Source organism: Candidatus Krumholzibacteriota bacterium (assembly GCA_016931295.1).
Taxonomy (GTDB): Bacteria; Krumholzibacteriota; Krumholzibacteriia; order Krumholzibacteriales; family Krumholzibacteriaceae; genus JAFGEZ01.
In genome coordinates this window covers 1-19,436 of sequence record JAFGEZ010000046.1, presented here as the reverse complement: position 1 = coordinate 19,436, position 19,436 = coordinate 1, and the positions used below count along the sequence as shown (strand labels likewise).

Here is a 19,436-nt window from a genome sequence, read left to right as displayed (position 1 = left end):
ACGATCCGATCTGCGATGGCTGCTCGTTGAGAGGCGGCCATGGAAGGAGAGCGGTCCGATGATGCGCTTGAGAGGATTCGCGCCGGCATCTCTGATGTGTTTGCTCGCGCTCGGGACGTGTGACGCGGCGGAAGGTGCGACGATCCTGGTGCGGCAGGACGGGACGGGGGATTATACGCTGATAAGGCCGGGGATAAGCGCGGCGACGAATGGTGATACGGTTCTCGTGGGGCCGGGGGAATACTACGAGCCGACGATCGAGATCCGGAAACCTGTTCATCTGATCAGCGAGGAGAAGCCAATCGTCACGACGATCCGGATGTACAGCGGATGGGTGATGGAATGCGTGACGGTGGTTGATATATTGAATGTGGCCGAACCATGCACGGTGGAGGGATTTACGATCAGGGGCGCGAGGGACGGGTTCGCAGAGTCGGGTGGCGGAATCTTCAACGCCAACTCAAATACCACGATCCGCAACAACATCATAACCGACAACTGGTGCTCTGGTGGCGGCGGGATGGATATCTCGGGCAGTCCGGGCGCGGTGGTCGAGTACAACCTGATCACGCTGAACGAGGCCGTTACGGGTGGCGGGATCAAGGGACTGCTGAGAGACAGGTGATCGCCGCCGGAAGACGAGCGCTTCACGTTCCCGCTTTCGAATCGATACCAACGAGACCGAACAGCAGATCGCCGACGACACGGCGCTCGGAGAACGCGTCGACGTACGCGCTCGCGTTACGGACGATCGAATCCCTGAGCTCATCGTCCGATGCCAGGAGATCGATCGCCGCGAGGAGGTCGCCAGGCGATTCCGGGGGAACGAGCACGCCCCGCTTTCGATCGGGGACGATCTCCGGGATGTATTTCCACCGGGACGCGACGACCGGCACGCCGGCGGCGAAGGCCTGGAGGATGACGGCCGGATGGCCTTCCCCCGCGTGGAACGTGGGGAGGAGAAGCGCGTCGTAGCGGAGGATCGTGGAAACGACGTCGGCGGGGGCGAGGATGCCTCCGTAACGGACGTTCCCGGACGGGGAGACGCGGTCCATGAATTCGGCCCGGTCGCGATCGACGATCGGGCCGTAGAGATCGCAGGAGAGATCCTGTCGCCCGGCGAGGGCGTCGGCGATCGTGAAGACGCCCTTCTCACGTTTCACCTGGCCGACGAAGACGCACCTGCCGTCGAATCGCGCGTTTCCGCGGGATCGGCCGATGTCCGCGTCGCGGATGAAATTGGGCAACCGCCGCATCCGGTCGACGGGAATACCGGTGGCCGAGGAGAGCGTCCGAGCGAACCCGTCGGTCTCGGGCAGCAGGTACGCGGCCCGGTGCAGCAGCCGCACGGCGACCTTCCTCCTGATCGAACCGGCCGCATCGATCCCCTCGGCGAGCGAGGTGCCGAACATCTTCACGACGAAGCGCTTCCGTGACGCCGCGAGGATTCCCATCAAAACGAGTCCGGCGGTGAGCAGGAATGACGTATTCGCGCAGATGATGACGAAGCGCGACCGGGGCAGCTTCCGGGCGAGCTCCCGCATGATCCGCAGGAACCGGACGGCGTCCCTCGCGCGGTAGGGATCGCCGGCCATCCGGATCCTGTCCGTCGACGTGCTGTTGATCGTGGCCACGTCGATGCCCGCCTCGCGCCAGTATCCGCTGGCGGCGAGGTTCATCGTGAAGACGGAATCCCCGCCGATGCACGGCGGCAGGGGACCGATGACGAGAAGGCGATCTCCTTTCATCTCCCGTCGATTGTACCACCGCCCGCGCGGCCGGGCAACGACGGACCCCGCCTTGACAGGCCGGCCGCGATCGGGTAGGCTTCGGTCGACCCCGCCAGGAAGAACACGGTTACATCCATCCCGTGGAGGCCCGTTCCCGTGAGCGACGACGGTGGCGATCGACTTGCCGTCTCGGTGGTCATCCCCTGCAGAAACGAGGCGTCGACGATCGGCGAACTGCTCGAATTCCTTCTCGCCGTGACGGGGGAGGAGGACGAGATCCTCGTCGCCGACGGGATGAGCGACGACGGAACGAGAGGGATCGTCGAGGGCTTCGCCGCGAGGGATCGTCGCGTGGCACTCGTGGACAATCCCGGACTGCACGTGTCCAGCGGGCTGAACAGGGCGATCCGCGCATCCGGTGGCGCATACGTGCTCCGGATGGACGCGCACACGCGCTACGCTCCCGACTACATCGAGGCCTGTATCGGGGAGCTCGAGCGGACGGGGGCGGACAACGTCGGCGGGCCGCAGCTCGCCGACGGGCGCGGATATGTCGGCGGCGCCATCGCCGCGGCCTGCCTCTCGCCGATCGCCGTGGGGGGATCGCGCATCCACGATCCCGATTACGAGGGCCCGTCCGACTCGGTGATCTACGGCTGCTGGCGCAGATCGCTGTTCGATCGCGTCGGTCTCTTCGACGAGGAGCTCGTCCGCAACCAGGACGGTGAGCACAACCGGCGCATCGCCGCCGCCGGCGGCCTGATCCGGCAGACGCCCCGCATCCGGTCGTGGTACACGCCGCGGGGCGATCTGCTCTCGCTCGGCGGGCAGTACGAGCAGTACGGCTACTGGAAGGCCCGGGAGATCCGGACGTTCCGCGCCGTCCGGTCGTGGCGGCATCTCGCGCCGGGTCTCTTTGTTGCCGCGTTGGCGGCGCTGGCGGTCGGCGGCCTCGCTTCCCGGCGGTCGCTCGGGCTCGCCGGGGCCCTCGGCGCGGCCTATCTCCTGTTTCTCGCCCTTTCGGCGATTTGTCTCTGCGTCCGACGCGGGGGCTGGCGGTTCCTGCCCGTCATTCCCGCGGCCTTCGCGTTCATGCAGCTGGGGTACGGGATCGGGTTTCTCCGGGGCGCGTGGGATTCCTGGGTGCTGGGGCGGCCGGCGCGGGCGCGGTTCACGCGGTTGACCCGGCGGTCTGGCCGCGCCGGGGACGATGGCCCGCCCGGGCGGAGCCGGAAGGAAACGGAAGGCGGATCGTCGTGAAAAGCGGAGCAGGGACGGCGCTGGTCACCGGGGCGTCGCGGGGCATCGGCCGCGAGATGGCCCGCGTGCTCGCCGAACACGGGCACGATCTCGTCCTCGTCGCCCGGGACGGCAGGGCGCTCGACCGGTTGCGGGATGAGATCGAGGGCGAATCCGGCGTGCGCGTCATGGTCATTCCCGCCGACCTGTCGGAGCCGGGCGCCGCCGACGCGATCCACGGGAAACTCGCCGGCGAGGGGATCGGGGTCGATGTCCTCGTCAACAACGCCGGATTCGGCCGGTACGGTCCCTTCCACGAATCGGACCGGGACGCGGCGCTGCGCATGATCCGGTGCAACGTCGTCGCGCTCACCGAGCTCACGAGACTGCTCCTGCCCGGCATGGTGGCGCGCGGACGGGGGCGGATCCTCAACCTCGCCTCGACGGCCTCATTCAGGCCCGGTCCCTTCATGGCGGTCTATTTCGCGACCAAGGCCTACGTCCTTTCCCTCTCCGAGTCGCTCGCCGCCGAGCTCGCGGGCACCGGCGTCACCGTGACGGCCCTCTGTCCGGGGGCGACGGCCACCGGATTCGCCGGGGCGGCGGGAACGGCCGAGTCGCGCGCCGCCGAGCTGAAGGGGATTCCGGGGCCGCGCGAGGTGGCCCTCTTCGGGTACCGGAGCATGACGGCCGGCAGGGCGGTCGCCGTGCACGGCCTGGCGAACCGCCTGATCGTCGGGGCGCTGCGATTCATGCCGCGAAGGCTCGTGGCCAGGATATCGCGGCGTGTGAGGGAGACGCCATGACGGTGACGGCGAAGGACACGGTGACGATGGAATCGGCGGCGGTCGATGCCGCCGTCGATCGGAGCGCCGCCGCCCCGGCGCCGGAGGTCGCGCATGCCGGCGGGGCACTCGCCGGGCCAGTGCCGGCGGCGATCCGCCCGGCGGGGCTCCGCGAGGTCCGCTGCGGCGGCCTGCCGCTCCTGACGGGGCGGTTCGAGGATGCGGCCGACTGGATCGTCGCCGAGGCGGGCGCCTCGGGCCCGGCGCCGACGATCGTCACGCACATCAACATCAGCAACATGTACCGGCTCGAACGGCGCCCCGCCCTGCGGGAGTGGCTGGCGCGCGACGGCGTGATGATCCTGGACGGGATCGGGCTCAAGGTGGGCGGCCTCGTCTCCGGGCTCGGGTGGCTTCCCGACCTGAACGGCACGGACCTCTTCCCCTTCGTGATGGAGCGGGCCGCGTCCCGCGGCATCGGCGTGTTCCTTCTCGGCGGGGAACCGGGAGTGGCGGAACGCGCGGCGGCTCGAATGAAGGAGCGCTACGACGGGATCGCGATCGCGGGATGCCTGGACGGCTACTTCGGTCGCGGAGAGGAAGCGGCGATCGCCGCGCGGATCCGTCGAAGCGACGCGCGCCTGCTCCTCGTGGGCAGGGGGTTCGTCAGGCAGGAAGCATTCGTCCTCCGCCAGCGCGACCGCCTGGGCGTCTCCCTCGCGTGGAACGTCGGCGGGCTCTTCGATTTCGTGTCGGGCGCGAAGCCGCGGGCGCCGCTCGTTCTGCGACGCGTCCGGCTCGAGTGGCTCTACCGGTTCCTGCTCGAGCCGCGGCGGATGTGGCGGCGCAATCTCGTCGAGGCGCCGGCGCAGCTCGCCCGGATACTTCGGCGCCGGCCGGCGCGGGTCGCGGAGCGGCGGGGTGCGGCGCGCGATGAGTGACAAACGACCCGATACGGTTCCCCTGCTCGTCACGATGGACCTGGAGTTCGCGCCGGACCACGACGCCGAGGCGCAGAGCCGTGTGCTCGGACGACTCGCCGGCGATCTCGCCCCGATGGGGATTCCCCTGACGGTGTTCGCCACCGCCGACGCGGCCGAGCGGTTCGCCGGGCCGGTTCGCCGCCTCGCGGGCGACGGGCACGACATCGCCTGCCACGGCCTCGACCACGGGCGGTGGGAAGACTACCGCGCGCTGCCGTTCGAGCGGGCGCGCTCGTCGATCGGCGAGGCCGCCGGGCGGATCGGGGCGATCGCCGGCGAGCGGCCCACGAGCTTCCGCGGTCCGGGGATGACCACCTCGTCCGCCGCCCAGCGGGCGCTCGAGGAACACGGGTTTCTCGCCGACTTCTCGGTCTGCCCGCAGCGGATCGATCTCGTCGGCCGGGCCGGGGACGATCCCGCCCGGCTCGTCGCGCCGCGGCGGCCCTACCGGCCGAGCGCCGATTCTCCCTACAGGAGGGGAACGCGCCCGATCCTCGTCGTGCCTTTGAGCGGCTTCGGCGCGCCCTTCCTCTCCGGCGTGCTGTTCATGGTCGGCCCGGGTGCGATGAAGCTCTTCTTCCGCGCGCTCCTCGCCGAGGCGAGGCGCACCGGCTCGCCGATCGTCTACCTCTTCCACTCCTACGAGTTCGCCGCGTACACGGGTGTCGACGGCGGCGCCGCGCGCGACGGCCATGCCCGCGGCGACGGGCCGGTGGCGCGCAGGCGGCTGCACCGGCTCTACATGCGCAGCCGCCGCCGGCGCTACGAGGCGACGCTCTCCCTCTTCGACTACATGCGCTCGTTCGGGGACGTCCGGCCGATGACCGCCCGGCAATTCCTCGGATCGCGGCCGGCCGGGGGGCGTGATCGCACGTGAGCGGCCTGCTCGCATGGACGATGTCGCGGCTCTTCCGGACGCCGCCCTACCTCATCCTCTTCGTCAGCGACCGGTGCTGGAACCGCTGCCGGCACTGCTGGTACACCGCGGAGTGGAAGAAGGTGCACCTGCGGGGCGCATCCCTGGATCTCGACGAGCTCTCCAGGCTCGCCGCCTCGATCGGGCGGATACGCTTTCTCAGTCTGACCGGCGGCGAGGCCTTCCTGCGCGAGGACATCGTCGAGATCGCGTCGGTGTTCGCCCGGAAGACCCGCCTCGCCCGGTATGAGATACCGACCTCCGGGTTCGATACGGACCGGGTCGTCTCGGTGACCGGGCGGCTGCTCCGCGCGACCGGTCCGATCCCCCTCCGCGTGGACGTCTCCCTCGACGGCACCCGCGAGACGCACGATCGCACCCGGAACGCCCCGGGCGGCTTCGACAACGCCCTCCGGACGATCCGCGAGCTCCGCCGGATCGGGGAAAGGCACGATCATTTCGACCTCGGCGTCATCACGACGATGACTGCCTTCAACCAGGACGAGATCGAGGAGATCGCCGCCGTGGTGAAGGAGGCGAACCCCGGGGGGGAATGGATGATCAACGTCGTCAGGGACCGGCCCCGCGACTCGTCCGCCTCGGCGGTCGATCCCGCGCGCTACCGGCGGGCCCACGAGATCGTCGACGGGTGGATCCGCGAGGGCGGCTATCGCGGCCACCGGGGGCACCGGTCGGCCGGGTGGCTGAGCGCGAAGAACGCGACCCGGCGCGGGGCGATCATGCGGTTGCTCGAGGGCAGGCCGCCGGCCGGGTGCTGCGCCGCCGGCGCGCTCGCCGGCGTGATCCATCACGAGGGCACCGTCATGGCCTGCGAGTCGCTCGACGAGTCGTTCGGCAACCTCCGCGATCACGATTTCGATCTTCCGGCCGTCTGGCGGTCGCCGCGGGCCGAGGGGCTCCGCGCGTGGATCCGGGAGACGCGCTGTTCGTGCACGCACGAGTGCTTCCTCTCGGTCAGCCTCCTCATCCAGCCGCGCTTCTGGCCGGAGCTGGTCGGCGGGCGGATCCGGCTCCTGCTATCGGGGAGGAAAGGAACCCGCCGTGCATGATCTCCCCGCCGCCGCCGTGACGGTCGTCGTCGCCTGGGTTCTCCTCGAGATCGCCTGCGCGGCGGCCCTGCGGCATCTCCACCGGCGCACGGGGATCTATTACCTCCCCCGCCGGGCGCCGCGTCCGAGCGCGAGGTGCCTGGCCTTCGTCTCGCGCCTTCTCGCCGAGGAGGGCCGGGGGAAAGTCATGCAGTACAGCGAAACGCTCGGCTGGACGATCCGGCCGGATATCGACGACGATGCGCACGGCACGAACGCTGCGGGGGCGAGGGGGCGGCGGGCGTACGACCCCGCGGTCGCACCCGGCCGCATCCGCGTCACCACCTTCGGGGACTGCCTGACCTTCGGCGAGGGCTGCGCCCTCGAGGACACCTGGCAGCGGCAACTCGAGGAACTCGACGGCCGGTTCGAGGTGATGAACTTCGGCGTCGACGGCTACGGGCCGGGGCAGGCCTGGCTGCGCTACCTCGACACCCTCGCGGCCGTGCCGAGGCAGGACGCCGTCGTCTTCGCCCTCGTCTCGACGAACGTATTCAAGCCCCTCAACGTCTTCAGGCCGTTCTTCTCCTACGACCACGGCATCATGATGTCGAAGCCCGGGTTCGCCCTCTCCGGCGGACGGCTCGAGAAGCTGCCCAACCCGATCGGCCACCTCGAGGGCTACCGGCGCCTGCTCGACGATCCCGTCGCGGAGCTCCGGCGCATCGGCCAGGTTGACGCCTACCACCGGGCGTCGTACGCGGGCGGCCGTCTCGATGTCCTCGCCTCCGTGCGCCTCCCGAAGATGCTGCTCGCCGAGTACCGGAAGCGGCGCGCGGTCGTCGACCGCCGGGGACGCATCAGGACGGGTTCGGCGGCCCTGGAGACGACCCTGCGGATCCTCGACGCCGCAGGCGAGGCGGTCAGGGCGCGTGGCGCCGTCCCCCTCTTTCTCCTTCTGCCGCTGAAGCGGGAGATCGAGCGCTTCAGGAGGAGCGGGACGAGGCCCTGCGGGGCCGTCGCCGGCCACCTCGCGGCCCGGGGGTACGCCTGTCTCGACGCGCTCGACGCATTCGGGCGGGCGCGGGAACCGGGGGCGGAGGATCTCTTCGCCGGCAGGCACTACTCGCCGCGGGCCAACGGCCTGATCGCCGCCGCGCTCGCCGGGGCCCTGGGAAACCTTCTCGACGGGAGAGGGGTTCAGGTTGGACCGGGGCCGGCGGGATCGAACGAGGCGGCCAGCTCGCCAACGGCCGACCGGTAGCGATCGAGCCAGTCCGCCGGGACGGCGTAGAGCCGGTGCGCCGCGCTCTCGAGAAAGCGCCGCTGGATGTCGAGGAGCGCCTCCACGCCGCGCAGGATCCGCGCGAATCCGCGGCTCGCATCGGTGTCGTCGCGCTCGTGCGCGAGGACGAAGAGGCAGGCGTCGACGATCTCGCGGAGGGAGCAGCGGTCCGTGTAGATCGACCAGTGCGAGGCCGAGCCGAAGAGCAGGGATTCCCGGAAGAACCAGTAGGTGATCGTCCGGTACCGGTCGAAGGCGACCGGCTCCAGCGCCGTCGTGCGTCGCAGCCGGAGCGCGGTCCGTTCGAGAACGCGCCCGGTGTCGAGTCCGTCGAAGATCGCGGCCAGCGTCCCCGCCGGCGGGACCGGCGCCCGGTCGCCCAGGGTCGGCCACCAGGCGTCGAGCCGTTCGTGCGCGGGCAAAAGCAGGCGTGTTGCGCCGAGAAGGCCGGCGAGGCGCGTGTCGTTCGGAAGACGCCGGTAGAGGGGGATCATGTGGCGCAGGGCGTAGAGTTCCGGCAGCCGTCCCCCGTCGGCGGGAGCGCCGGGCGGCGAGAGGCGCAAAACGGCCGGATCGCCGAAGAGGGGGTGGCGGAGGATGCGCAGATGTCCCGCCTCGCGATCGTGTCCTGTCGGCGAGGAGCGTTCGAGGATCTCTCCGTACGGCGTCCTCTCCGCCTCGGCCGAAAGGCCGGCGGCGTCGGCGGCGTCCGCGGTCGTCACGATGCCGACATGCTCCCAGAACGGCGCGGTGTGGCCCGCGTACCGGTCGGGATTGAGGGGCAGGTAGCGGATCGTCGGCCGCTCCGTGCCGGGGCGAAGGCGCAGGCTGCGCTCGACCGCCTCGCGCAGGGCCTCGAAGAGCTTCCCGTGCGCCGCCGCCGTGGGGTGGCAGTAGTCGACGAAGTCGTCGTCGGAGAGGAGCCGCGCCATGCCGATACGGTGCACGGCCGCCCGCTCTCCCGGTTCGATGCGGGCGAGCGCCTCGCGGTAGCGCTCCGTGACGCGGTAGGTCCCCGTGTCCGCCTCGCGCGCCGCCGCGAAGAGGGCGTTTGCCCGGTCCGTCTCGCCGAGGGCGCGGCAGGCGACGGCCCGGTTGAATTCGATCATGGGCGGGAGGGGGATGCCGCGGGCGGGGATGGCGTCGAGCGCATCGCGCGCCGCGGCGGGATCGCCCCGCTCGAAGAAAATCGAGGCGATATTGTTTTGGGCGATGACCGACTGCTCGGAGCCGGACGCCCCGTCGATCACGCGGCTATAGGCGGCCTCGGCCTCGTCGAGCCGGCCCGCTCCCTGGAGACGGATGGCCCCGGTCAGGGCGGATGCCGATTCGCCGGCCAGGAGCGGCTGGTCGTCCTGGACGTTCATCACCTTGTAGAAGAGGACGTTGCCGGTGTTGTTGCAGGGCGGGAAATCCCGTTTCGAGGCGGGCTCGACGAGGATCGCCTCCGTGCCCGTCCCGGCGGCCCGGCGCACGATCTCCGCGATGAAGCGTGCGTAGTCGTCGGGGGAGACGCACCGTTCGGGGGGACGGGCGCAAAGCGGGTACGCGGCGAATGCGTACGGACGGTTCCGGCGCGCCAGCGGCGTGCGTTTCCGGTAGAGCGCGTCGCGCAGCCGGGCGAGCGGCCCGCCACCGCCGAGGAACCCACGCCGCCCGCGATGCCCGAAGCCGCAGGCGTCGCAGTTGGCGAGACAGACGATCACCGCGTCGTATCGACTCGTTTCGGCGAGATCGCCGTAATGGGCCGCCGCGTCGGCCGCCGTCATGCCCGCCACGGAGGGGTTGTCGAAGGTGACGGGCACATCGTACGCGCAGCGCGTTTTGAACAGATCCAGCGCGTTTTCGAAGACGCCGCCGAGGCTCGACAGGGCCGAGTCGGACAGGACGAGGATGCGTATGGCCTTTCGGTTCATGGCTGGATGCCGCGTTCCGCGCCAGGCCCGGCGCGGGAAAAAACGAGAGAAATCCCCGTATGGAACGGGTATCATCGATCGCGCTGGGACGATGGACGCTCCGGGAGCAGTAGAACACACGAGCCGGCGGTTTCGCAACGAGACAACCGGCTGCGGGAAACGGAAAGGCGCGGGAACATGACGTACGCCCTGATCGGCCTGGCTCTTCTCGCCGTCGTCGGCCTGATCGCGCGGTATCGCGCGGGGAAGCGCCGGCGGGACGGAGAGCCGCGCGACGATATCTATCCCTTCTGGTAGGCCGGATTCCGCAACAAAAACGCTCCGGTTTCCGTTCTCCTTCCATGGGCGCCGCTGGCGGTCCCGGCCGTCGAAAGGCCCTTTACCCGGCGGGGACGGTCTGGTACCATGAGCGCCTGTTTTCTCACCACCCAAGGAGGACCGATGAACCGTCGTCTCATCCTCGCGGCATCCCTGTCAATCCTCCTGGCCCTCACCCTCACCCTTCCGGCACCTGCCCTCTCGGGCGAGGCGCGGCTGCTCCGGTACCCCTCGATCATGGGGAACCGCGTCGCCTTCGTCTACGCGGGGGACATCTGGGCCGTGGCGGCGACGGGGGGGACGGCCAGGCGGGTCACCTCGTTCCAGGACGGGCTCGAGGTCTTTCCGAAGATCTCTCCCGACGGCAAGTGGATCGCCTTCTCCGGCGAGTACGCCGGCACGCGGCAGATCTACGTCGTTCCCTGGGAGGGCGGCGTGCCGAAGCGCCTCACCTTCTACCCGGACGTCGGCGTGATGCCGCCGCGCGGCGGGTACGACTACATCCCCTACGACTGGACGCCGGACGGCAGGATCCTCGTCCGCCACAACCTCACGCCCTACGGGCGCCGCGTGGGGAAATACTTCCTCGTCGATCCGGCGAGGCCGGGCTTCGAGGAGCCGCTCCAGATCCCCGAGGGGGGACCGGCGAGCCTCAGCCCCGACGGGAAGAAGATCGCCTACAGCATCAAGTCGCGCGAGTTCCGCACGTGGAAGCGCTACACGGCGGGGCGCGCCCAGGACGTCTTCATCTACGACCTCGAGAAGAACGAGATCGAGAAGATCGCCGACTGGGAGGGGACCGACAACTTCCCGCTCTGGATCGGCGACGCGATCTACTACACCTCCGACCGCACGAAGACCCTCAATCTCTGGAAGTACGACATCGTCTCGGGCGAGACGTCGCAGGTCACGAACTTCGACGAGTACGACGTCCTCTGGCCGAGCCGCGGCGGCGACCGCATCGTCTTCGAGAAGGGGGGCTACCTCTTCCTGCACGATACGGCGACGGGGGAGACGACGAGGATCGCCGTCGACCTCGGCTCCGACAAGCCCTTCCTGCGCCCCGTCTTCAAGAACGTCGCCGGCGACATCGAGAGCTTCGGGCTCTCCCCCTCGGCGAAGCGCGTGGCGTTCGGGGCGCGCGGCGAGCTCTTCACCGTTCCCGCCGAGCACGGGGCCGTGCGGAACGTCTCCAACACCCCCGCGGTGCGCGAGATGTACGCCGACTGGTCGCCCGACGGGAAATATATTTCCTACGTCTCGGAAGCCGGAGGCGACTACGAGATCTGGATCCGCCCGCAGGACGGCTCCGGCGAGCCCCGGCAACTCACGACGAACTCTGACGCGTGGATCCTCTCGCCCGTCTGGTCGCCCGATTCGAAGCGGATCGCCTGGACGGACAAGAAGAACCGCCTCTGGTTCCGCGACGTCGAGGGGGGCGCGAAGACGAAGGTGGACGAGTGTCGCTACTCGGCCGTCCGGAGCCACTCCTTCTCCGCCGACGGGGCCTGGATCGTCTACGTGAAGGACGACGAGAACGGCATGACCAACATCTGGGCCTGGTCGATCGAGAAGAAGGAGCGCGTGCACCTCACCGGCGGGATCACCGACGACTGGGATCCCGTCTTCTCGACCGACGGGAAGTACGTCTACTTCGTCTCCCGCCGCGACTTCGACTACCCCGAGCGGCGCTTCGACTCGCGCATCTACGTCGGTACCCTCTCCCGCGAGACCCCGGCCCCGCTCGGGCCGCAAAGCGACGAGGAGGAACCGGCCGACGACGAGAAGAAGAACGGCGACGACAAGAAGAAGGACGAGAAGACGGACGGTGATGAGGCGCCCGTCATCACCGCGATCGACGACGGGTTCGCCGAGCGCGTCGCCGCCCTGCCGATCCCGCCGGGCCGCTACCGCGGTCTCACGGCGGTCGAGGGTGGCGTCCTCTATCTCGACGGCGACGGCAATCTCATGATGTTCGATCTCGGGAAGCGCAAGGCCGAGGAGATCATGAAGAACGTCCGGGGATACGTCGTCGCGCCGAAGGCGAAGAAGTTCCTCTGGACGGGCGGCGGCTCGTGGGGGATCGCCGATCTCAATCCCGGCCAGAAGCCGGGGGAGGGGAAGCTCGACCTCGCCGGGATGGATCTCCGTATCGATCCGCTCGTCGAGTGGAAGCAGATCTACACCGACGCGTGGCGGATCATGCGCGACTGGTTCTACGATCCCGACATGCACCGCGTGAAATGGCGTGAGATGCACGACCGCTACGCGGCGCTCCTGCCGCACGTGGCCCACCGCGCCGACCTCGACTTCCTCCTCGGCGAGCTGATCGGCGAGCTGAACGCCGGGCACACCTACGTCTTCTCCGGCGACCAGCCGCGCGTCGAACGCGTTCCGGTGGGGCTTCTCGGCTGCTCCTTCGAGCCGCACAAGGGGCGCTGGCGCATCGCCAGGATCTACGCCGGCGAGAACTGGCCCGGCCGCGCCCGCTCGCCGCTCGTCGAAGCGGGGCTGAACGTGACGGAGGGCGACTACCTCCTCGCGATCGACGGGCACGAGCTCACCGACGCGACGAGCCCCTACGCCCTGCTCGAGAACAAGGTGGGTGTCAACGTCGCGCTCACGATCGGCGAAAAGCCCTCGATGGAGGGGGCGCGCGAGGTCACCGTCCAGCCGATCGACTCCGAGCTCGATCTCCTCTACGCCGAGTGGGTGAAGGAGAACCGCCGGATCGTCGACGAGCTCTCCGGCGGGCGGATCGGCTACATCCACGTGCCGAACACCCACTACGACGGCTTCCGCGAGTTCTACAAGTTCTTCCAGCCGCTGCAGCACAAGGAAGCCCTCATCATCGACGACCGCTACAACGGCGGGGGGCACTCCCCCTACGACATGGTCGAGGTGATGTCCCACGAGGTCTTCCAGTACTGGGCCGCGCGGCACCAGGAGCTCGCGACGACGCCCTTCCTCGTCAACGAGGGGCCGAAGGTGATGCTGATCAACGGCCTCTCCTCCTCCGGCGGGGACGCCTTCCCCACCTACTTCCGCAAGGCGGAACTCGGGCCCCTCATGGGGGAGACGACCTGGGGCGGGCTGATCGGCTACGGGTTCTCGCCCGGGTTCGTCGACGGCGGCGGTCTCGCCGTGCCGGGATTCGCCTTCGTCAACACCGAGGGGGAGTGGGACGTCGAGGCGGTCGGGGTCGATCCCGACGTCTACGTCTTCGACGACCCGACGCTCATCCAGGCGGGCCGTCAGCCGATGATCGAGAAGGCCGTCGAGTACCTGCTCGAGGAACTGAAGGCGCACCCGCGCCGCGAGGTGAAGGCCCCCGAGGGGCCCGACCGCTCCTGACGGGCCGGCGCGCCGACAATCGCCGCGGCCGGGGCCTCCGGGTTCCGGCCGCGGCAACCGTCCCCGCCGATGCGGGGACGCGATCCGCTCTCTCACCGCATCGAACGGCAAGGAGACAGACGATGAGACGATTCGTGTGCGCCGCGGTCCTCGCGGCGATGGTCGCAGCGTTCCCGGCGTTCGAGGCGCTCGCCGGCGAGCGCGACCGCGTCCGCTACGAGAAGCCCTACCGCGACCCCGTTCTCAAGGAGATGAAGGCGGAGATGGATTCCCTCGCCGCCCTGCGCGGGGCCGTCACCGACTCGATCGACGCGTACTGGTCGGAAATCGAGACGGAGAAGCGGGAGAACCGGCCCGTCATCCGTTTCGATTTCTCGGAACTGAAGAAGCCCGCTTCGCCGGACGTCTTCGACGCCCCCTTCCATTTCCCGCCGGTCGCCCAGTACTACACGAGCACCTGCTGGTGCTTTTCGGCCACCTCCTTCCTCGAGTCGGAGATCCACCGGCTCACCGGCCGCGAGGTGAAGCTCTCCGAGATGCACACCGTCTACTGGGAGACGGTGGAGAAGGTTCGCGGGTGGATCGAGAAACGCGGCCACCAGCCCTTCGCCGGCGGCGCCGAGTCCGACGGCGTCCTCATCATCTGGGAGACATACGGCTGCATGCCCCACGCGGCATACCCCGGCCTCGTCGGCACCGACCGCCACAACCACTCGGAGATGAACGCCGAGATCCGCGACTATCTCGACATGATCCGCGATAAGGGCCACTGGGACGAGGAGACGGCGGTCGCGCACGTGCGGACGATCCTCGACCGGCACCTCGGAGCGCCCCCGGAGAGCTTCGAGTGGGAGGGGGAGAGCTGGACCCCCGCGCGCTTCTTCCACGAGGTCACCGGAATCGTCCCCGGCGACTACGTGGGCGTCATGTCGACCCTCTCGGCCCCCTTCTGGCGGCAGGCGCGCTTCGACGTGCCGGACAACTGGCGGCCGACCGACACCTACTGGAACCTTCCCCTCGACGAGTTCATGAACGTGATCAAGGGCGCGGCGCGGAAGGGCTACACGATGAGCATCGGGGGCGACGTCTCGGAGCCGGGCTACTACGGCTTCGAGGACGCGGCGATCGTGCCGAGCTTCGACATCCCCGGGGACTACATCGACCAGGACAGCCGGGAGTTCCGGATCCGAAGCGGCGTCACCGGGGACGACCACGGCGTCCACCTGCTCGCCTGGAAGCGGGTGGGCGGACGCGACTGGTTCCTCATCAAGGACTCGGCCCGCTCGTCGCGGCACGGCGAGTTCGAGGGCTACTACTTCTACCGCGACGACTACATCAAGCTCAAGATGCTGACGATCATGGTCCACAAGGACGCGATCGCGCATCTCGCCGCGAAGCTCGAGAGCGGCGACTGACCGGCGCACCCGGGGATTCGCCCCGGGCGGCGCGGCGGGGCGGGGGCGGCAGCGCTCTCCCGCCCCGCCGGCGCGTCGTCGCGCGACCCCGCCAGCTCGTTGCCGCATTTGCCCAAACCCCCGCCGATGTCGTATATTGATCGGGAAGCGGAGATGCCCGGTTCCCGACCTGGAGCGATGACCATGCGGCACGGCCACGGCGTACGGCGGTTCGTCATCCCTGTCCTGATTCTCGCGGCGGCTCTCGCCGCCAACTGCTCGGACGAGGCTTTCGTCGGGGAGGCGACCGGGAACCTGCCGCCCGAGGTCTGGCTCTCGAGCGGTCCGGTCGAGGGGGACACGACCGGCTACCAGGTGCATTTCTACTGGGGAGGGTGGGATCCGGACGGCGAGATCGACCACTTCGAGTTCGTCATCGCGGACGGACGGCCCTACGGATTCGATCCGGAGGACACGACCGGTCTCGACAAGTGGTTCCGGACGGCCTCGTACGACAGCGTCATCAGGGTGGCGGCCGACGAGTCGCCGCGTCCCTACAATCCCCTGCGGCCGCAGGATTCCCTGTACACCCGCTACGACCGCACCCATACCTTCTTCCTCCGGGCCGTCGATCTCCAGGGGAAGCGGTCCGATGCGGTGCATCGTTCCTTCACGGCGTGGACGCTCGCTCCCTTCGTGACGATCACCGATCCGAGACTCCAGACGGGCAGCAAGGAGCAGCGGCAGAGCTACAGCACGGTCATCACGTTCGCGTGGGAGGGGCGCGACCCGATCGATTCCCCGTCGAACGCGCAGGATCCGGATTCAATCCGCTTCCTCGTGATGCGGAAGCTCGATTTCGAGCAGGAGCTCTACTGCGGCGGCTGCCCCGTCGTCACCTGGATGAACCGCAACCCCGAGCGCTACGAGAGATACTGGGGACCGTGGGTTTATTACCGCGCCCCGGAGGATTCGGGACGGACGACGATCATCGGCGACGACGAGATCCTCTCGCGGGGGGAAGCGCACATCTTCGCCGTTCAGGCGAAGGACGAGGCGGGGGCGGTGACGGCCGTCTTCGAGAAGGGGACGAACGTGCGCGAGTTCGTCGTCTCGGTGAAGCAGGGGCCGCTCCTCTCCGTCAGCGAACCCTTTCTCGGCACCGATCTCTTTCTCGGCGAGCGGATGAATCCCGTCAAGAAGGAACTGCCCCCCGGCGTGCCGCTGAACTTCGTCTGGGAGGCGAACGCGAGCGACTACGGGGGACGGATCGTCGGCTACCGGTACGGCTGGGACGTCGAGGATCTCAAGAACCCCGACGACTGGGCCGTCTCGATGAGCCCCTACCACCGGGAGGCGCCGGAGCGCTCCTTCTACGTCGGGACGCACACCTTCTACGTCCAGGTCGTCGACGACGGCAACCGCTACACCCTCGGCCAGATCCAGGTGGAGATCATCCCGTTCACGATGGAGCGCAACCTCCTCCTCGTCGACGATTTCAACTCCGACGACACCCCGAAACCGCTCCGGGAGATGCCCACCGAGAGCGAGCACGACGCCTTCTGGCTCGACATCTGCGGCGTCGTCGACGAATTCTACGCCGAGCGCGACGTCTTCGATTGCCAGCTGAACGGTATCGAGCCCCCGCCGATCAGGACCGTGGCGCACTACAAGAACATCATCTGGGTCTACTCGGCCTCCTCCGATGCCTTCCGGTCGCTCATCCGGTTCTCCCCGGTGAGCAACGCCGTCCAGGGGGGCACGACGGCGCTGAACTACCTGGCACTCTTCATCGCCCGCGGCGGCCATCTCTGGACGCTCGGCCGGGGGGAGCGGGGCGGGGGACTCGCATCGACCTTTCTCGAGCCGCCCCTCTTTCCCGCCTCCTTCAAGTTCGATCACGACTACCGGTCGGCCGATGACACGAGCGGTGTGAACTGCATGCCCTACAAGGATTACTGCCTGCGCGCGGTCGACAAGGTGATGGGATCCTTCCAGGTCGATCCCGTCGAGATCCCGCCGGATTTCCTCCGGTCGCTCGACCGCGACGCGCTCAGGTTCGCCGTGCGGGACGCGGAGGACCCCGTCTCGGCGCTCTTCGCCGGCATGCCCGACACGCTGCGGCTCTGGACGGAGATCACGCAGCCCGGGCTCTTCTTCGATCCGGCGAAGCGGGGTTTGTACTACGTCGAGTGCTACGACCCGCAGTACTACCTCGATTTCAAGCTCCTGCCGGGACACCTGCCGTGCTTCCACGCGCTCTACCGCATGCGCGCGAGGAATGCGCGCTCGCTTCTCGAGGACGCGACCGTCGCCGTCGTCGTCGACAGGTACGGCCACATCCGGCCGGAAGTCCAGTCCGGCGTGTCCGTCGCGGCGAGCAGCTTCCATTTCGGCGTGCCGCTGTGGTTCTTCGACCACGACTCGGTGCGACGCATCGCCGCGGCGATCTTCGACGAGTGGCAGATACTGGCTCCCGAGACGGAAGCGTCGAGGTGATGCCGCGCCGGAGAAGCCGATGAGACGCGCGATCCACCTGGCCTGCCTTCTCGCTCTCGCCGCCGGGGCGGGCGCGCCCGCGGGCGTCCGGGCGGCTCAGGTCCGCGTCGTCGTCCTGGACGCGGCGACCGGCGACACGCTCGCCGTGCGCGCCTCCGTCACCGACGCCGCGGGCGTCCCGCGCTACCCGCCGCTCGGGAAATGCTTCTACCAGCCGGTCGGCGTCGGCTACTTCTACGCGGACGGCCCGTTCGACGTCTTCATCCCCGACGGCGGCGCCGTCGCGCGCTTTTCCCACGGCTTCACGTACGAGGAGCGGATCCTCGATCTCGCCGTCGCGGGGGATACGACGATCGAGGTGTCCCTCCCGCGGGCCTTCGAACCGCCGGCGGGCTGGCGCTCGGCCGACACGCACGTCCACATCGCCCACCAGGGCGGCATCTACACGCTGCATCCCGCCGGCGCGCTCACGATCGCCTCGGCCGAGGGGCTCGACGCCGTCTTCTGCCTCGACAACGAATGGGATTTCACCGGGGCGCCCGACACGTGCAGCACGGCGGACTGTGTCGTCTGGATGAGCGAGGAGCGGCGCTCCTCGTCGGTCGGCGACCTCGCCTTTCTCGGGATCGACGCGCTCGTCGAACCGCTCTGGAGCGACTGGTGGCCGACGACCGCCTCCTCGGCCGACACCGTCCACGCTCGCTACCCCGGTGCGGCCGTCGTCGCCGTCCACCCGGTCACCACGGTCGACTTCGACGACCTCTCGGGATGGCCGGGCGTGGGGCTCGCCCGCGCCGCGCCCCTGCACGCGCTGACCGGCGCGATCGACCTGATAGAGATCATGAGCTACAGCAACTGCGACGACGATCTCGCACGCGATCTCTGGTACCGTCTCCTGAACTGCGGCTTCCGCATTCCGGCGGCGGCCGGTTCCGACGCGTGCGTGAACCGGCTCGGGAGCTATCCCGCCGGCGGCGTGCGCACCTGGGTCGAGACGGGCGAGGGGCCGCTCGATCCGCTCGCCCTGCTCGACGGCATGCGGGCGGGGCGGTCCTTCGTCTCCTCGGGCCCACTCATCCCCGCGTTCACGATCTTCAACGCATCCATGGGCGATTCGCTGCCGCTCGCGCGGGGACGCTGGACGGTGTACGGAACGGTCCGGGCGATGAGCCGCTGGCCGATCGACCGCGTCGAGATCGTTTGCAACGGCGAGACGGCCGTCCAGTTCGACCTTCCCGCCGGGGTTTGCCGGGTCGACACGTTCTTCTACCTGCCCGTCGACCGGTCCTCGTGGGTGGCCGCCCGCGTTGTCGGCGGGGACGACGGCTGGATCAGGCGCTCGGACAGGGCGAGCGCGCACACCAACCCGATCTGGCTGCCGATGGGGGGGGAGCGGATCGCCGGGTGGCGGGACGCGGCGGGATTCGTCTCCTGGCTCGACGATCTCGAGGCCCTCGCCGAGGGCGAGGGGACGTGGCCCGCGCCGGGGGACTCGGCGCGATTCTTCGCCGACCTCGCCGCCGGTCGCGAGGCGTATCAGGCGCTCTACGAGAAGGCCACCGCCGCCGACCGCGTCGTTCCCGACCAGCCCGCGGCCGGATTCCTCCTGCGGCAGAACGTGCCGAATCCCTTCGCCGAATCCACGCTGATCGTGTTCGGCCGCCGTCCCGGCCTGATCGCCGGCGCGCCCTTCCGGCAGGCGGCGCCGGTCGAGATCGGCATCTACGACGTCGCCGGGCGGCTCGTCAGGCGGCTCTGGCGGGGGAGAATCGGCGAGGGGGAGACGGGGGTCGTCTGGGACGGCCTCGACGACGGCGGCAGGCCCGCCGCGAGCGGGATCTATTTCTGCCGGCTGCGCACGCCCGCCGGACCGGTCACCCGCAAGATGGCGCTGGTGAGGTGACCGCGGCGGGAACACGAAAAAGGATCCCGGGCGTCGCCCGGGATCCTTCTCTATTGGTAGCGGGG

13 protein-coding genes are annotated in these 19,436 nt (G+C 69.3%); 11 read left to right on the top strand and 2 right to left on the bottom strand.

Features of this window, described 5'->3' with window-relative positions:
- Nucleotides 1-58: 58 nt before the first annotated feature.
- Nucleotides 59-625 carry a right-handed parallel beta-helix repeat-containing protein gene (locus JW876_11330; protein ID MBN1886096.1) on the top strand — a complete coding sequence of 189 codons (567 nt, stop codon included), beginning with the start codon at nt 59-61 and terminating at the stop codon, nt 623-625.
- 22 nt (nt 626-647) lie between these two features.
- Here the strand turns inward: JW876_11330 and JW876_11325 are convergent, their stop codons facing one another.
- Nucleotides 648-1,748, bottom strand: a complete 1,101-nt coding sequence (locus JW876_11325) for a glycosyltransferase family 4 protein (protein MBN1886095.1) — start codon at nt 1,746-1,748, stop codon at nt 648-650.
- Nucleotides 1,749-1,886: 138 nt separating this feature from the next.
- On the opposite strand from JW876_11325, the gene JW876_11320 reads away from it, so the two are divergent.
- Genes JW876_11320 through JW876_11295 form a run of 6 tightly spaced genes read left to right on the top strand, consistent with a single transcriptional unit; the run spans nt 1,887 to nt 7,966 of the window.
- Nucleotides 1,887-2,990, top strand: coding sequence for a glycosyltransferase family 2 protein (locus JW876_11320; protein ID MBN1886094.1), 1,104 nt, complete (start codon nt 1,887-1,889; stop codon nt 2,988-2,990).
- A 56-nt stretch (nt 2,991-3,046) separates the two neighbouring features.
- On the top strand, nt 3,047-3,775 hold the full coding sequence (locus JW876_11315; GenBank protein ID MBN1886093.1) for an SDR family oxidoreductase: 729 nt from the start codon (nt 3,047-3,049) through the stop codon (nt 3,773-3,775).
- Entirely contained in the window at nt 3,772-4,695 is a 924-nt protein-coding gene (locus JW876_11310) for a WecB/TagA/CpsF family glycosyltransferase (GenBank protein ID MBN1886092.1), read from the top strand. Before JW876_11315 ends, JW876_11310 begins: the two co-directional genes overlap by 4 nt.
- Nucleotides 4,688-5,614 (top strand): polysaccharide deacetylase family protein, encoded by a 927-nt coding sequence (locus JW876_11305; protein MBN1886091.1) that lies wholly within the window; start codon nt 4,688-4,690, stop codon nt 5,612-5,614. Before JW876_11310 ends, JW876_11305 begins: the two co-directional genes overlap by 8 nt.
- Nucleotides 5,611-6,723: a radical SAM protein gene (locus JW876_11300; protein ID MBN1886090.1), complete on the top strand. Its 1,113-nt coding sequence runs from the start codon at nt 5,611-5,613 to the stop codon at nt 6,721-6,723. Before JW876_11305 ends, JW876_11300 begins: the two co-directional genes overlap by 4 nt.
- Complete coding sequence (locus tag JW876_11295; protein ID MBN1886089.1) at nt 6,716-7,966, top strand: SGNH/GDSL hydrolase family protein; 1,251 nt, start codon at nt 6,716-6,718, stop codon at nt 7,964-7,966. Before JW876_11300 ends, JW876_11295 begins: the two co-directional genes overlap by 8 nt.
- On the opposite strand, the gene JW876_11290 is transcribed toward JW876_11295, so the two are convergent.
- Nucleotides 7,903-9,903: a tetratricopeptide repeat protein gene (locus tag JW876_11290; GenBank protein ID MBN1886088.1), complete on the bottom strand. Its 2,001-nt coding sequence runs from the start codon at nt 9,901-9,903 to the stop codon at nt 7,903-7,905. The two genes, JW876_11295 and JW876_11290, sit on opposite strands and share 64 nt — an antisense overlap.
- A gap of 441 nt (nt 9,904-10,344) precedes the next feature.
- Here JW876_11290 and JW876_11285 point away from each other — a divergent pair, with 441 nt between their 5' ends.
- The 4 genes from JW876_11285 to JW876_11270 all read left to right on the top strand — a co-directional run bounded on the left by JW876_11285 (nt 10,345) and on the right by JW876_11270 (nt 19,371).
- Nucleotides 10,345-13,575: a PD40 domain-containing protein gene (locus JW876_11285; GenBank protein MBN1886087.1), complete on the top strand. Its 3,231-nt coding sequence runs from the start codon at nt 10,345-10,347 to the stop codon at nt 13,573-13,575.
- 122 nt (nt 13,576-13,697) lie between these two features.
- On the top strand, nt 13,698-14,990 hold the full coding sequence (locus JW876_11280; GenBank protein MBN1886086.1) for a peptidase C1: 1,293 nt from the start codon (nt 13,698-13,700) through the stop codon (nt 14,988-14,990).
- 153 nt (nt 14,991-15,143) lie between these two features.
- Nucleotides 15,144-17,468 carry a hypothetical protein gene (locus JW876_11275; protein ID MBN1886085.1) on the top strand — a complete coding sequence of 775 codons (2,325 nt, stop codon included), beginning with the start codon at nt 15,144-15,146 and terminating at the stop codon, nt 17,466-17,468.
- A 19-nt stretch (nt 17,469-17,487) separates the two neighbouring features.
- Entirely contained in the window at nt 17,488-19,371 is a 1,884-nt protein-coding gene (locus tag JW876_11270) for a CehA/McbA family metallohydrolase (GenBank protein ID MBN1886084.1), read from the top strand.
- Nucleotides 19,372-19,436: the final 65 nt, after the last annotated feature.